The sequence below is a fragment of the Parvimonas parva genome (genome assembly GCF_045866535.1).
Classification (GTDB): Bacteria; Bacillota; Clostridia; order Tissierellales; family Peptoniphilaceae; genus Parvimonas; species Parvimonas parva.
Genome location: NZ_AP038371.1, coordinates 1,140,360 through 1,153,971 on the forward strand (window position 1 = coordinate 1,140,360; position 13,612 = coordinate 1,153,971).

At 31.1% G+C, this 13,612-nt stretch carries 13 protein-coding genes, 1 tRNA gene and 1 pseudogene; 3 read left to right on the forward strand and 12 right to left on the reverse strand.

All coding sequences use genetic code 11. The annotated features are described in order from the left end of the window. Window positions 1–28: 28 nt before the first annotated feature. The 10 genes from ACKTSI_RS05650 to ACKTSI_RS05695 all read right to left on the reverse strand — a co-directional run bounded on the left by ACKTSI_RS05650 (window position 29) and on the right by ACKTSI_RS05695 (window position 6,398). Window positions 29–1,729: a hypothetical protein gene (locus ACKTSI_RS05650; RefSeq protein WP_407862676.1), complete on the reverse strand. Its 1,701-nt coding sequence runs from the start codon at window positions 1,727–1,729 to the stop codon at window positions 29–31. Continuing rightward, entirely contained in the window at window positions 1,722–2,447 is a 726-nt protein-coding gene (locus ACKTSI_RS05655) for an ABC transporter ATP-binding protein (protein ID WP_068473153.1), read from the reverse strand. Before ACKTSI_RS05655 ends, ACKTSI_RS05650 begins: the two co-directional genes overlap by 8 nt. Window positions 2,448–2,597: 150 nt before the next feature. Next, window positions 2,598–3,026 carry a DUF5301 domain-containing protein gene (locus ACKTSI_RS05660; RefSeq protein WP_407862677.1) on the reverse strand — a complete coding sequence of 143 codons (429 nt, stop codon included), beginning with the start codon at window positions 3,024–3,026 and terminating at the stop codon, window positions 2,598–2,600. 16 nt (window positions 3,027–3,042) lie between these two features. Beyond that, window positions 3,043–3,759 carry a DNA/RNA non-specific endonuclease gene (locus tag ACKTSI_RS05665; RefSeq protein ID WP_407862678.1) on the reverse strand — a complete coding sequence of 239 codons (717 nt, stop codon included), beginning with the start codon at window positions 3,757–3,759 and terminating at the stop codon, window positions 3,043–3,045. Then, complete coding sequence (locus tag ACKTSI_RS05670; RefSeq protein ID WP_068473161.1) at window positions 3,752–4,171, reverse strand: hypothetical protein; 420 nt, start codon at window positions 4,169–4,171, stop codon at window positions 3,752–3,754. The genes ACKTSI_RS05665 and ACKTSI_RS05670 overlap by 8 nt, the downstream gene beginning before the upstream one ends. Continuing rightward, the gene (tadA, locus tag ACKTSI_RS05675) at window positions 4,168–4,635 is read right to left on the reverse strand and encodes a tRNA adenosine(34) deaminase TadA (RefSeq protein ID WP_407862679.1); all 468 of its coding nucleotides are present in this window, start codon (window positions 4,633–4,635) and stop codon (window positions 4,168–4,170) included. Before tadA ends, ACKTSI_RS05670 begins: the two co-directional genes overlap by 4 nt. Then, window positions 4,628–5,137: a nucleoside-triphosphatase gene (locus ACKTSI_RS05680; protein ID WP_407862680.1), complete on the reverse strand. Its 510-nt coding sequence runs from the start codon at window positions 5,135–5,137 to the stop codon at window positions 4,628–4,630. Before ACKTSI_RS05680 ends, tadA begins: the two co-directional genes overlap by 8 nt. Next, a complete protein-coding gene (truA, locus tag ACKTSI_RS05685; protein ID WP_407862681.1) occupies window positions 5,124–5,867 on the reverse strand; it encodes a tRNA pseudouridine(38-40) synthase TruA in 744 nt (247 codons plus the stop codon). The genes ACKTSI_RS05680 and truA overlap by 14 nt, the downstream gene beginning before the upstream one ends. 16 nt (window positions 5,868–5,883) lie before the next feature. Further along, a complete protein-coding gene (locus ACKTSI_RS05690) occupies window positions 5,884–6,153 on the reverse strand; it encodes a Txe/YoeB family addiction module toxin (protein ID WP_407862682.1) in 270 nt (89 codons plus the stop codon). Window positions 6,154–6,155: 2 nt separating this feature from the next. Next, window positions 6,156–6,398, reverse strand: coding sequence for a type II toxin-antitoxin system Phd/YefM family antitoxin (locus ACKTSI_RS05695; RefSeq protein ID WP_407862683.1), 243 nt, complete (start codon window positions 6,396–6,398; stop codon window positions 6,156–6,158). 110 nt (window positions 6,399–6,508) lie between these two features. On the opposite strand from ACKTSI_RS05695, the gene ACKTSI_RS05700 reads away from it, so the two are divergent. The 3 genes from ACKTSI_RS05700 (at window position 6,509) to cls (ending at window position 8,845) form a co-directional block, all read left to right on the forward strand. Next, window positions 6,509–7,150, forward strand: a complete 642-nt coding sequence (locus ACKTSI_RS05700) for an epoxyqueuosine reductase QueH (RefSeq protein ID WP_068473177.1) — start codon at window positions 6,509–6,511, stop codon at window positions 7,148–7,150. Window positions 7,151–7,164: 14 nt separating this feature from the next. Next, window positions 7,165–7,239: transfer RNA gene (locus ACKTSI_RS05705), tRNA-Arg, on the forward strand. A gap of 61 nt (window positions 7,240–7,300) precedes the next feature. Further along, window positions 7,301–8,845, forward strand: coding sequence for a cardiolipin synthase (gene cls / locus ACKTSI_RS05710; protein WP_288868559.1), 1,545 nt, complete (start codon window positions 7,301–7,303; stop codon window positions 8,843–8,845). Between the two features lie 44 nt (window positions 8,846–8,889). Here cls and ACKTSI_RS05715 read toward each other — a convergent pair. Further along, window positions 8,890–9,163 (reverse strand): annotated as a pseudogene (locus ACKTSI_RS05715) (recombinase family protein); the annotation flags it as partial. 185 nt (window positions 9,164–9,348) lie between these two features. Then, complete coding sequence (locus ACKTSI_RS05720) at window positions 9,349–13,377, reverse strand: Rib/alpha-like domain-containing protein (protein ID WP_407862684.1); 4,029 nt, start codon at window positions 13,375–13,377, stop codon at window positions 9,349–9,351. Window positions 13,378–13,612: the final 235 nt, after the last annotated feature.

Below are 13,612 nucleotides of genomic sequence, written 5' to 3' on the forward strand. Positions count from 1 at the left end.
GTGAAAGTCGCTATTTTTTTACATTTTTTTATAATCTTTTTAATAATCTTTTAAATAATTTCACATCTATTAGATAAGAAATTACTGTTGCTATTGAAATTATAACAACATTTGCTAGAACTATATAAGGTAATTCGTAATTCCATTGTGAAAGTTTAACTGTTAAAAATATTATTAAGGCATATAGTCCATAATTTATTAAGATTGAAACAAATACATTTATTCCACCAGCGCCACCATTTAACGCCTCTTTTGGTGTTTTCCAATCAAAATATGGATTTATCAATCCTAAAATCATATTCAAACTTCCACTTGTGAATAATGTTAAAGCCATTCCAAGTAAAACTGCTATATAGCAAAGAGGATTAAAAACATAAATCAACATAGAAAGCACCACAATAACAAAAACTGTTATAAAATGTAATGCTTGACAAGCAAATATTCTTGGAAGTATATGTGTATTAACATTTATTGGTGCACTTGCCAATATCCAAAAAGATTTTCCCTCTCTTGAAACAGAGCTTGTCGTAAGTGAAGAAAGTCCACAGAAAAGTCCAAATATAGCACCAACTCCAAATGCAGCAGAAACCATATATCCAATAGATACATTAGCTAAAAATAGATTCAAAGCCATATTTATTTGGTCTTTCTCTGAAATTCCATAAAATACTCCAATACAAGCTCCAACAACTAACATTATATCTATTATAACTATTTGCATAAAATATGTTGGTGTTGTTATTATTTCGTAAAATTCTTTTTTGAATAATACCATAAATTTATATTGTCTTCCTTGTGAAACTCCTTGTTTCTTTCTCTTTTCGATAACTGCTTTACTTTCTTTTGAAACCACATTTACACTTCTTAAAATTTCAAGATAGTTTCTTTGTGCAAAAAATTTCAAAACAAACGAAAGTGCCAAACAGATAACTAAACCAATTCCTAAGTTTGTAATTGACGTAACTATATCATTTGAAAGAATTATTTTTTTTATCCACATTACAAAGAAGAACACTTTAGATAATTTACCTTCAAAATCTTTAAGCACTTCTGTAACTGTAAGTCCCAAAGATGGATTTGATACAGTTTGTGTAAATACCATATAAGCCCCAAATAAGCCAAGTGCAAATACTCCATAGATTAATTTCAAAAATCTATTGAATATTTTACTTGTTCTTACCAATTTACCAAAAATAATTATTATAACACCTGTAAAAAGAATCGCTTGTAAATTAAGTAAAAACAATCCTAAGAATGTAAAGATATAAAACTCAATACTCTTGCCAAGTGTATAACCTGTTATACCAAATGCAATTATAAAAATCAAAAAGAATGATATAAAAAATGTAATTGCTAAAGAGTATATTCTTGATAAAAATATATCGCTACCTGAAACCGGTAAAGACAATAATATTTCCGTTTCATTATTCTTTTCAATAAAAACAAATGCCGTTGCCAAAGACAAAAATACAGTTACAACAAACATTCCAACAGAAAAAGTTGTTAAGTATGCACTACCTACATCTGTCTTTAAATATCCGGCAAAAAATTTACCAAGTTGAGGAGCTCCCCAAACAAATAAGCCCAATATAAACAATACAGACATTATTCCTTGAAAACCAGCTGACTTTTTACCTTTAAGTTTCAAATTTTGCTTTATAGATAAAATTGCAAAAAAATCTATGGAAACAAAATATTTAATTAAAGTCCATAATTTAGATTTATTCATTATCTGTCAACTCCAAGAAGATTTTTTCTAAATCTTCATTTGAATTTTCTTCAGTCTTAAGTTCAGATAATTTACCACAAAATGCAATTTTTCCTTTATTTATTATGACTAATTTATCACAAATCTTTTCTGCAACTTCCATAACATGAGTTGAAAAAATTACAGTATTTCCACTATCAGCAAATTCTCTCAAAATAGTTTTTAAGTTGAAAGAAGTTTTTACATCAAGACCAACCATAGGCTCGTCAAGAATTAAAACCTTAGGAGAAGTGATTAACGCGCCAATTAAAACCAATTTTTGACGCATACCATGTGAATAACTTTCTATCGTACTGTAAATAGCATCTCCAAGTTCTAGCTTTTTATTGTACTCTTCAATTTTTTCTTTTCTAACCTTTTCATCTATACCATAAATATCAGCAATAAAATTCAAATATTTTATCCCTGTCATTTTTGTATAAATATCAGGATTGTCAGGAACATAACTAATCATTTCCTTAACTTTTATAGAATTTTCAAGAGTATCAACTCCGTTAACTGTAATTTTACCTTCAGTTTGTTCTAAAATTCCAACTAACATTTTTAAACTTGTACTCTTTCCTGCCCCATTTGGACCTAGAAATCCAAAAATTTCTCCCTCGTCAATCTTGAAACTAACATTATCAACAGCCTTAACACCTTTAGAAAAAACTTTTGATACATTTTTGAATTCAATCATTTAAAATCCCTCCTTTTTCAACATGAACAATTTTTTATTTGCGTTAATTGTTTAAAACTAAAGCAAGAAAAAAATCGTTCAAATATATTTTACATAATTACAAATAAAAAAGCAACTATTAATCAAATAGTTGTTTAAATTTTTTTCGTTTTACTGTAATCCTTTAATAAATTTTAAGTCGTTTGAATTCTTTTTAAATATTCCTCTGTAAGGTTGTTCGAAGTAAATATATTCTTTTTCTGTATATTTTTTAGTTTTATAAATATATAATTTTGACGGATTATCTTTAGAAACTTTGTGATAAAATTCAACTTTAAAATACATATCCACATTTACAGGCTCATCTTGAATGGATTGTTCTTTAGTTTTTGTTGCTCCTGAAATTTCATCTACAAAATTTTTTATTTCTTCTTGATTTTCGATTTTCAAAATTTCTTTTTCATCTATTTTGTTCGTAACTCTTACAACTTTAATATAATCTAAATCAGGCGGTTTTGGAAGTACAATCTTATCTCTTCCACAAGCTGAAAGTAAAGTCAAACAAAACAGAATAACTAAATATTTTTTAAAATTTTTCATAAAAATCTCCTAAAACTTATTTCTTTCTTGAATTTCCTGTTTTGTAATCTATTTCTATATTTGGTTGAACATTAAAACAATATACATTAAATTTAACTGCTTTTCCATTATCTTCAATAGAAATTGCCTCCATTTGTACACCTCTTGCAACGAGTTCATTTCCCACGAAAATTGGAGTTACTCTGTATCTTACATGATGATTTTTTTCTTTCACATAGTCTGCAACCATATTTTCAAAAGGCAACATTCCTTTCGTATTCAAGTATCTTGTTCCGGTTATAAGATTTCTTTTGTTTGCATTTTCTCCTGCAAGTTGAAAACCAATCAAATGGCAACGGTTATACAAACTTTTCCCGTCAATTCCGTTGTATTTTATAGATTTCCAACCACTAGGTTTAACCGAAGAAATATTTTCTCTCTTTGAAGTTGGCATCAAATCTTTGCCAATGATAGAATCAGCAACTCCACATCTTTTTAAGCTGTCAAGCTCTGAATATTTTTCAAAAGACTTTGTAACAAGTTCACTTTTTTCAAAATTCGGCTCGTTGTTATTTATAACTACATACGGCTTTCCTTTATATTCAGGTAAATTATTTATATCAAGCCCAACTATATTAGTTACTTTGCTTTCCTTAATTTCTTTTTTTATGTAATTACGATAGACAAATGTTCCTAATATTATAACAACAAAAATGGCCATTCTAAATAATAAATTTTTGTCTTTTCTACTCATTATTGTTCTCCCTTTTAAATATCTTTCTAGTTATCTTTTCGTGGCTTTTCCCTTCAAACTCAAAACTTTCCTTTTCTTTCCAATTTGGCTTTAAAAATTCTTCAAAAGTTTCATCAAAAGGATAATCTCTATTCCAAAAATAACAAATTATCTCATCAACAAAAGGTAAAAATCTTTCTAATTCTTCTCCTTCATACAAAAAAACAGAATCTTCTAAAATTTCAGTTTTTTCAGAAATAATTTCAAAGTTAAATTCAAAGTCTTGATATAAGTCAAAACTATTTTCTGTTAAGAAAAATTTTGAATTTCCAATCAATTCAAAAAGATTTTTTCTTTGCAATTCATCTTGACTTTGTCTTTTACCAAAAAAACTAATTCCATTATTCTTATCCAAACAAACAACTAATTTCATTTACTTTTCTTTTCACTCCTCAAATTTTTGAAAAAATCTTGTAAAATATCCAAACATTCCTTTTCCAAAACTCCTGTTTCAACTATCGACCTGTGATTAAGTTCCTGTCTATCCAAAACATTTTCGATTGAGCCACAAAAGCCACGCTTAATATCCATTGCCCCGATGACAACTCTCTTTATCCGGCTATTTACAATCGCACCGGCACACATACAACAAGGCTCAAGAGTTACAAAAAGTTCCGTATCTTCAAGCCTGAAATCTCCAAGTTTTTGTCCAGCTTTGTTAATCGCAACAATCTCTGCGTGATAAACTCCACTTTTTTTACTTAAAACCCTATTACGCCCTCTTGCAATTACTTTATCATCTTTTACAATGACACAACCGACCGGTACTTCTCCCTTATCATAAGCCTTCTTTGCCTCTTTTAAAGCAAGGCTCATAAAATATTTATCTCTATTCATAAAACTTATCCAAATCAAAAATCACAAAATTATTAAGCTTTTTTAAATTTTCAAAAATTGGATTACCCGCTTTTTTTAATACTGCAAAAATACGATTTTTTTCAAAAAGAGAAAGCAATTTTTTTGAATATTCTCTTAAGTGTAATTCCTTATTTCCAATTTCATCAAAAATTAAAATATCATTATCTTTAAAATCTTCCATAAACTCAAAACTTTTTTTCAAAAAAACATCATCAAAAAATTCCATTTCGTTTTTTCTTTCTCCGATTACAAATCTTTCATCAGTTCCATATCTAAAAAGCTCAATTCTAAATAAATCAGTTATAACAAGTTCGGTCATAATTCCATCAATTTTTGAATCCTTGTAATATTTTTCTATAAAGGCTTTTAAAAGTGTAGTTTTCCCAACTTTTATATTTCCTGTAATAAAAATATGATTTTTTCCATTATCTACTTTTCTTAAACTTTCAACTAAAAAATCTAAATCTTTAAAATTCGTCATACAAAATCTCCATTAAGTAAAGACCATTAGGACTTAAAGTAACTCCCGCCTTTGTTCTGTCCTCACTTTTTAAAATATTTTTAAGTTCATTTTCACAAATCATACCTCTTCCGATATCTACAAGAGTTCCAACCATTATTCTAACTTGATTTCTGATAAAACTTTGACCCTTAATCAAAAAAATTATATCATTATTTTCTTTGTAGATTTCAAAAGACTTAATCTCCCTAACAGGATTGGTATTGTCCGTTCTAGGCCCCATAAAAGATTTAAAACTCTTTCTTCCGATAAAATTTTCCTTTGCTCTTTGCATTTTTTCAATATCTAATGGATAAGGAAAATTCGCCTTGTAATTATAATAAATCGGGTCCATAACTTCGTCTAAATTTAAAATGTATTTATAAGTTTTCATCTTTGCATCAAATCTTGCATGAAAATCTTTTGAAACCTCTTTAGAATCCAAAACTCTAACACCAACAGGTAAAAAATGATTCAAAGCAGTTTTAAAATTTAAAACTCCAACACTACTTTCGGTATGAAAATTTATAATATGCCTTAAAGAATGAACACCCCTGTCCGTTCTTCCGGCAGAAATAATATTTATATCTTCTCCGGTAATTTTTTTCAAAGCCTTTTCAATCTCTCCTTGAACAGTTACAACATCATCTTGCTTTTGAAAACCAAAAAACAAACTACCATCATAACTTAAAGTGAGCATAATATTTCTCATAGTTCTCTCCATTCATTTAAAATTCGTAATAACTCCACATACTTACAATAATTACAGCTTTACATTCTTCTTTAACTTTGTAAACCAGTCTATGTTGTCTATTTATTCTTCTGGAATACATTCCTTTGTAGTTTCCAACAAGTTTTTCATAAGTCGGCGGGGTTTGAAATGGATTTTTTGAAATCAATTTTAAAAGATTATCCACATTTTTCTTTAAGTTCGGCAAAGACTTTATTAACTCAACATCTTTCTTTACCTTTTTACTTATAAGTATCCTATATTCCATAACTATTCCCAAGAAAATTCTTCACAATCTTCCGCTTTCAAATCTATCGCATAATCTAATTTTTCTTTACTTTCAGGATTAGAAATTAAATATAAAGTTTCAATCAAACCTATATACTCTTCTTCATTTATTAAAATCGCATTTCCATTTTTTGTACTTATATTTAAAATATCATTATACTCAACAGCACTTTCAACATAAGAAAATAAATTTTTTCTAAAATTTGTTATAGTTGTATTAATCATAAAACCATCTCCTTATGTACATTATACTGAACATATATATTATTGTCAACATTAAAAATATTTGATTTTTCTTAACAGTTATGATAAAATAAATTGATAAGGAGGCAGATATGAAAGAAAATTATCAACTATTGTTGGACAATATAATAAAAGAAAACGAAAAAAAAGAATACGTTCCAACACTTCTACTACATTCTTGTTGTGGCCCTTGTAGTAGCTATTGTCTTGAATATTTGTCTAACTATTTTAGAATTACAATTTTTTATTACAATCCGAATATTTATCCAAAGGAAGAATATTTTTTCAGAGTTGAAGAGCAAAGAAAACTTATCGAAAAAATAAAAGGAAAATATCCAATAAATATGGTCGTTGGAAAATATGATGTAGATAGATTTTACAGAACAGTTAAGGGAATGGAAAAGATGAGAGAAGGCTCAATCCGTTGCCATAATTGTTATGAATTAAGACTTAGAGAGGCTGGAATTTTAGCAAAAGCAGAAAATTTTGACTACTTCACGACAACACTTACTATAAGTCCACATAAAAATTCACAAATTTTAAACGAAATCGGACAAAAAGTTGCTGAAGAAATCGGAGTAAAGCACCTTCCATCTGATTTTAAAAAAAGAAATGGATATAAAAGAAGTGTAGAACTTTCATTAATGTTTGGAATGTATCGACAAGATTATTGTGGTTGCATCTTTTCAAAAATGGAAAGAGAAGAATTTAAAAAATTAAAAGAAAGCTCATAAGCTTTCTTTAGTATGTTCTCGTAGTTAAATGGATATAACAGTCCCCTCCTAAGGGACCGTTGAGGGTTCGATTCCCCCCGGGAACGCCAAAAATCAAGTACATTGTAAAATGTACTTTTTGTTTACCTTTATTATAATTTAGGAGAAAAAATGAAAAAATTTTTTAATTTTATTTTTAGTAGGATTTTCTTTATAACTTGTATGTTTTTAATACAATTAACTCTTTTAATTATATTTTTACTATATTTTAATAAATATTTTATTTATTTGTATGGTTTAAATTTAATTGTTGGTATGATTTTTACATTTATAATCATAAATGACAATATAAATCCTGCTTTTAAGATAACTTGGATATTAATTTCTATCGCTCTGCCTTTCTTAGGTGGTATAATATATCTAACTTTTGGGGAAAAACGTCTTTTGAAATCAGTTAAAAAAAGACTTTTTAACTTTTCTATAAAGTTCAAAGACTCAATGGATTTAACAAAAGATTACGATATAGAAAACTTAAATGACTCTGATATGAATGTATATAGACAAGCAAAATATGTAAATACGGCTACCGGTAGTCCGGTATTCTTTAATACTAAGACAAAATATTTTTCATCGGGGGAAAAAAGTTTTGAAGAATATTTGAATGACTTAAAGAGTGCGAAAAAATTTATTTTTATGGAATACTTTATAATTTCTGAAGGTTTTTTCTTAGATTCTGTTTTAAAAATTTTAAAAGAAAAAGCTGAAAAAGGATTAGATGTAAAAATAATTTTAGATGATGTTGGAAGTATTTTTACTCTATCCAACAAAAAAATAGAAGAAATGAAAAGCTATGGAATAAAAATTGTAGAATTTAATCAAATACATGGAATTATTTTGCCAAAACACAATAACCGAACACATAGAAAAATGACCATAATAGATGGAAAAATAGCTTATACCGGTGGAATAAATATAGCTGATGAATATATAAATGTAATCGAAAAATACGGTTACTGGAAAGATTCTGTATTAAAGCTTGAAGGACATGCCGTTGCCTCTTTTATAAATATGTTTATATCTCTCTGGGATTACTCGACAGGAGAAAATACAGATTTAAATAGCCTGTATGATAAAAAAGATATTGAAAAAAATTCAAATATAAAAGAAGAACTTGGAGTTGTAATTCCATTTTCGGAAACCCCAATTGAAGAATCTACAAGTGAGAATATGTACTTAAATATGATTAGACGTGCAAACAGATATATTTACATTACAACGCCTTATCTAATCATAACTTGGGAAATGGAAAACGCACTAATAAGCGCAGCAAAAACCGGAGTTGACGTTAGAATAATAACTCCACATATTCCAGACAAAAAATATATCCATTTACTAACACGTTCTTTTTACAAAAGACTTATCGACAACGGAGTAAAAATTTATGAATTTGAAAAAGGATTTATTCACGCAAAAAATTTTGTTTGCGATGATGAATTTGTAGTAATAGGTAGCATAAACTTAGATTACAGAAGTCTATACCTACACTTTGAATGTGCCGTTTGGACATTCGGAACTCCAATAATAAAAGATGTAAAAAGAGATTTTGAAAGAACATTAAAAAAATCCATAGCCATTACACCAGAATGGATAAAGAAAAGAAAATTAATCACAAGAATATTACAATCACTATTAAAACTATTCGCACCATTAATGTAAAAGGAACTTGCCTAAGCAAGTTCCTTTGTTGTTATACATATTTACTATTTTTCAAATAAACAAATACTTTCGACTTGTTCATCATTATCCAAACTTATATTTAGATCCTCATCTATGATAGGTAGCTTAAAAGTAATGAATTTTAGCCATTGCCCATTTGCCTGCTTTTCTTCATAAATTTGAATTTCTGAAATGAGTGCTTCTATTAACTGTCTGTGTTCAACATCGTTCATAACTTTATAAAGTTTGTCAAAATAAATCAAAACTTTATATATTATCGCCAGTAAGTTTTTCAACCTCTATCGTTTCTTCTTTTGCATATTTCCATCCCTCTACAAAAAATACCATAACTATTCTTTGTAATTCTTTATATAGATTTGGAGGTGAGTTTTTCACTCACCTCCAGCACTATCATTTTGGTTACAATTCCATTATCAATGGGTTTTGTACCTACTATTTTTCGGATTCTGACTCAAATTTTTACTTAAATATTTCAAAGTAATTTATTCTTGTTCATCTTCCTTTTTCTTCTTTGAAACATACAATCCACCTAAAGTAGATAGAGCTGTAGCAGCCATTATCATAGCTTCTGATTCAATACCTGTCTTTGGTAAGTTCTTAGATGGTTTGTCTTGTCTAGAAGGTCTAGTTGATGTATCAGCAATCTTTTCAACTAAATCACTACCTTTTATAGTGTCTTTTGATCCATCTGGATAAGTGATAGTAGCTGTACCATCTTTTCCAATTTCAACCTTTGTTCCTTGCGGAAATTTATCCTTATTAGCTTTTTCAATAGCTTCTTTAACCTTAGATTTTTCTTCATCAGTTAAGTTAGAAGGATCTTTTACTTTAGTCTTTCCTGGAACTGTTGGATCTACCTTATCAGCGATAGTCTTGTCTGATGGTTTATTATCATCGCCAGGTTTATTGTCATCGCCAGGTTTTGTTGGATTAGTTGGATTTGTAGGATCTGTTGTTCCACCTGGAGTTGTTTCAGAGTTGTTGTCATCTTGGCCTTTCTTATGACCTTCAACTTCAACTTCAACTACAACTTTTCCACCTGGTAGCTCTGGATCTTCTACTGTTACTGTGATTGGTCCATCTACGTTCTTACCTGGTGTTACTACGATATTGCCATTTTTGTCGATTTCTGCTGGTACATCTTTACCATCTTCGTCTTTGGCTGATACTTTTGTATCTTTATCAGGATTGTTTACCTTTACGCCAGTGTCTTGTTTGTCATTTGTTGGTTTAACTGGTTTCTTACCTGTTTCATCAACTGATGTTTTTTTGTCTTCTGGTGTTGTGTCAGAACCATTGTCGTCTCGGCCTTTCTTGTGGCCTTCAACTGGTACTTCAACTTTGACTTTTCCACCTGGTATGTCTGGATCTTCTACTGTTACTGTGATTGGTCCATCTACGTTCTTACCTGGTGTTACTATGATATTACCATTTCCGTCGATTTCTGCTGGTACATCTTTACCGTCTTCATCTTTGGCTGATACTTTTGTATCTTTATCAGGATTGTTTACCTTTACGCCAGTGTATTGTTTGTCATCTGTTGGTTTAACTGGTTTCTTACCTGTTTCATCAACTGATGTTTTCTTGTCTTCTTGTGCTTTTGCACCTATTGTTGCGTCTGTACTTGATGGTTTCTTTCCTGGTTCTGTTTGTTCAACTGTTACTTTTTCTCCTTCAACTAATTTGTCTGCTGGAATGTTATCAACTTTCCAAGTTCCATCTTGACCAACTGTTGCTTCACCAATCTTGTTACCACCTTTGTCTTTTAATACAACTTTTGCTCCTGGTATACCTTTACCTGATACGCTTGTATCTCCTGCTTTTGGTGCTGTGATTTCTGGTTTTGCACTTTCTTGTTGTGCTTTTGCTACCGTTTTTGTTGCTTCGTCTGATGGTTGTTTTCCTTCTTCTTGTTGGATAGCTTTTATTGTGTCGCCTTCACCAATTCTAACATCATCTGGTACTGTTACTTCCCATGTTCCGTCATCATTTATTGTTGCTTCGCCTATGATATCTTCGCCATTTGTTACAGTTAATGTTGCGCCTTTGACGCCACCTGTACCTGTAATCTTTGTAGCACCAGCTTTTGTATCATCAATTACCGGCGTTGCACTTTTTTCTGCTGCATCTGTTTTTGTAGCTGTTGCTGTAATTGTTGCATTTTCTGCTGTGATTGCTGTTCCTGCTGGTGTTGACCATACTGGATCTTTGTATCGGTCTTTTGCTGTTACTTGTGGATATTTATCAGCTGGTAATGCTACACCGTCTTTTACATCGTATACCGGTGGATTTGTTAATTCGTTTACTCCATCTCCTGCTACGAAGGTTACTCTATGGTAGCCGTCTGGTGTTGTCGCATCAGGATTTTTTGTCTGATCAATGACTTTTGCAAGTACTGTTACTGGAACTTCCACATCTTCTGTAGAGCCATCCTTGTATTTTACCCTTACCTTACCTGTGTATTCACCCGGTTGGTTGACATTAATAGCACCTTCAGCTGTAATATCTTCAAATGGAGTTTTATCGTCAAGCTCGGGAGTAACTGTGCTGCCTTTTGCATCTGTAAATTTCTTGATATTATCAGTCAAGTTATACGTTCCGCCAAAAGGAACTATTTCTTTTTCTGCTTCCGGCTTAAACTTCTCTGCATCTGTCAAGTTAAAGTTAAGAACCGGTCCAGCAATAGCATGTTCCCCATTTGGTGCGTAGGCTACAATCTGACCTTTTGAACCATCTTCTACTGTATTAGCAGGTAATGTCATTTCAAATTCGCCTTTTTCCAATTTATCAAATGGAATTTTTACTTCAGCAAGTACCTTAGTCTTATCATAGGTCTTTGTATTAGCGTCATATGGATGAAGCTTTACAATGGCATCTCCCGCCTTTTCATCTGTAACCTTTAAATCTTCCTCCGGCTTTGCAGGGTTCTTGATTAGAGGTTTTGGAAGTGTTCCCTTAATCTTGTTTTCTACAGCAGGGCTGTAAGTTGTCTTTTCAACAGTCGGTTCCTTTACGATATAATCAGAAGCATCGTTTGGTTTAGTATTATCCACCTGTACTTCCTGTCCATCAGGCACACCATCTCCATCTGTATCTACTAGGTTCGGATTTGCACCGTATTGATATTCAACAAAATCAAGAAGACCATCACCGTCTGTATCTCTTACGTCCAGTACGCTGTTGTGTTCAGAGTTTTCCAGAATCTTCCAAGGATCTCCGTTATCTTTACCGAATAATGGAATCTGCTTATCTGGCCAATCTGCATAAAGGCGAGAAGAAAACGGTAGGAAGCTATTGTTATCTGTCTGCTTTGCAGCTTCAATAATCTTCTTTGCCGCTTCCGGATTCTTCAAAGAATCCTTTAGCTTATATGAGATTGTATAGAAACCAACTCCTCCTGCACCAGCAGTTAACACATTAGTTTGAATGTAACTTCTAACTTTAGTAACTTCACCATAAGAACTTACATTTTTATGACTCATCGCAGGAGAATTAAAAGTATTAATAACTCCACCGTTAGGTTTATCAATTCTAGTTTTCACTACATTTTCTGTAGGATTGCCATTGATATCTGAAGAATAAATATACACATTATCCCAGTCAATGAAATCTACAAGTTCAGCTGGGAAAGTTTCTTCAATTACAGCTGCATACCCTTTTCCTGGAGTAGAAGATTCGTACTTGATGATAGGCTTATATTCATGAACTGTTCTGATTTCATCAAACTTCTTGCTTTCCCCTTCTACAAACATGGCCTTAGAAGTAAAGCCATCCTTTGTAAGATTGGACTTATGGTTATCTTTTTCTTTTGTCTTATCGTAGATGTATCCACTACTGATAGATTCTTCTGCGATTAGATTTGGAGTTGTCTTTCCTCCCTTGCCAGTAAGCCACATAGAATTAAACTTAAGTTTCTTATCTTTTAACCCCAAAGATTCTAATGTTCTACCATTAGCAAGTTTAATGGTAACGGTAGAGATGGTGTTGGCGCCGACAATGTTCTCTTGCATACCTCCGCCTAGGATTTTGTGTGTCCAAAGTGAGCCACCTTTTTCAGGATCTCCATCGTAGTATTTTTCCATGTTCACTTTGAAATTACCATTTTTTACTTCAATGGATTCAATCTGTTTGTAAAACTCAGGATCAGAGAATTCAAGAACATATCTACCTGCAAAATACTCAGGATCCTTCTTGTCATCTGTAACCGTTTCCCAGTAAGTACCTGCATCATTCCATTTGCTCCATTTTAATGTGATGGTATCTCCTTCTGTTTTTTCAAAAGTAACACCGGCATAGATAAGTGTTGTATCTCCAATGCCGCTGGCACTGACCGATCTTGAGGCTGCTACATCATCCTGTGGTAATCTCGCAGCAATCGGACTAGCCTCCTGAGCATAGGCTGGCATTATTGGCACAACGATCATACTTGCACCAATAACAACGGAGCAAAGACCTACACTAAGTTTTCTCATGCCCCATTTTAAATTTATCTGCTTATTTTTTTCTTTCATATTTCCTCCTTCTTTATAGAAAACTCCTCTTTAATTCAAATATCACAAAAAGACGGACTTACCCCTTGCATTTTGCTAGAGAAAGTTCATCTGCCTTAAAATCATATTTTTCAATGAATTACACATATATTACCATATTTTCTTATTTTTTTCAACCATCTCCAAAATTACTGAAATCCACTAAGAATGATTAGTTATTTTAGACTGTTTTGAAGATATTTTTTGTGAAAAATAT

What these genes read in the sequence shown, in the direction of transcription:
- ACKTSI_RS05665 (WP_407862678.1), bottom strand. Translation starts at nt 3,759, where the DNA reads ATGAGTAGAAAAGACAAAAATTTATTATTTAGAATGGCCATTTTTGTT.
- ACKTSI_RS05690 (WP_407862682.1), bottom strand. Translation starts at nt 6,153, where the DNA reads ATGGAATATAGGATACTTATAAGTAAAAAGGTAAAGAAAGATGTTGAG.
- tadA (WP_407862679.1), bottom strand. Translation starts at nt 4,635, where the DNA reads ATGAATAGAGATAAATATTTTATGAGCCTTGCTTTAAAAGAGGCAAAG.
- ACKTSI_RS05670 (WP_068473161.1), bottom strand. Translation starts at nt 4,171, where the DNA reads ATGAAATTAGTTGTTTGTTTGGATAAGAATAATGGAATTAGTTTTTTT.
- ACKTSI_RS05660 (WP_407862677.1), bottom strand. Translation starts at nt 3,026, where the DNA reads ATGAAAAATTTTAAAAAATATTTAGTTATTCTGTTTTGTTTGACTTTA.
- truA (WP_407862681.1), bottom strand. Translation starts at nt 5,867, where the DNA reads ATGAGAAATATTATGCTCACTTTAAGTTATGATGGTAGTTTGTTTTTT.
- ACKTSI_RS05695 (WP_407862683.1), bottom strand. Translation starts at nt 6,398, where the DNA reads ATGATTAATACAACTATAACAAATTTTAGAAAAAATTTATTTTCTTAT.
- ACKTSI_RS05655 (WP_068473153.1), bottom strand. Translation starts at nt 2,447, where the DNA reads ATGATTGAATTCAAAAATGTATCAAAAGTTTTTTCTAAAGGTGTTAAG.
- ACKTSI_RS05650 (WP_407862676.1), bottom strand. Translation starts at nt 1,729, where the DNA reads ATGAATAAATCTAAATTATGGACTTTAATTAAATATTTTGTTTCCATA.
- ACKTSI_RS05720 (WP_407862684.1), bottom strand. Translation starts at nt 13,377, where the DNA reads ATGAAAGAAAAAAATAAGCAGATAAATTTAAAATGGGGCATGAGAAAA.
- cls (WP_288868559.1), top strand. Translation starts at nt 7,301, where the DNA reads ATGAAAAAATTTTTTAATTTTATTTTTAGTAGGATTTTCTTTATAACT.
- ACKTSI_RS05680 (WP_407862680.1), bottom strand. Translation starts at nt 5,137, where the DNA reads ATGACGAATTTTAAAGATTTAGATTTTTTAGTTGAAAGTTTAAGAAAA.
- ACKTSI_RS05700 (WP_068473177.1), top strand. Translation starts at nt 6,509, where the DNA reads ATGAAAGAAAATTATCAACTATTGTTGGACAATATAATAAAAGAAAAC.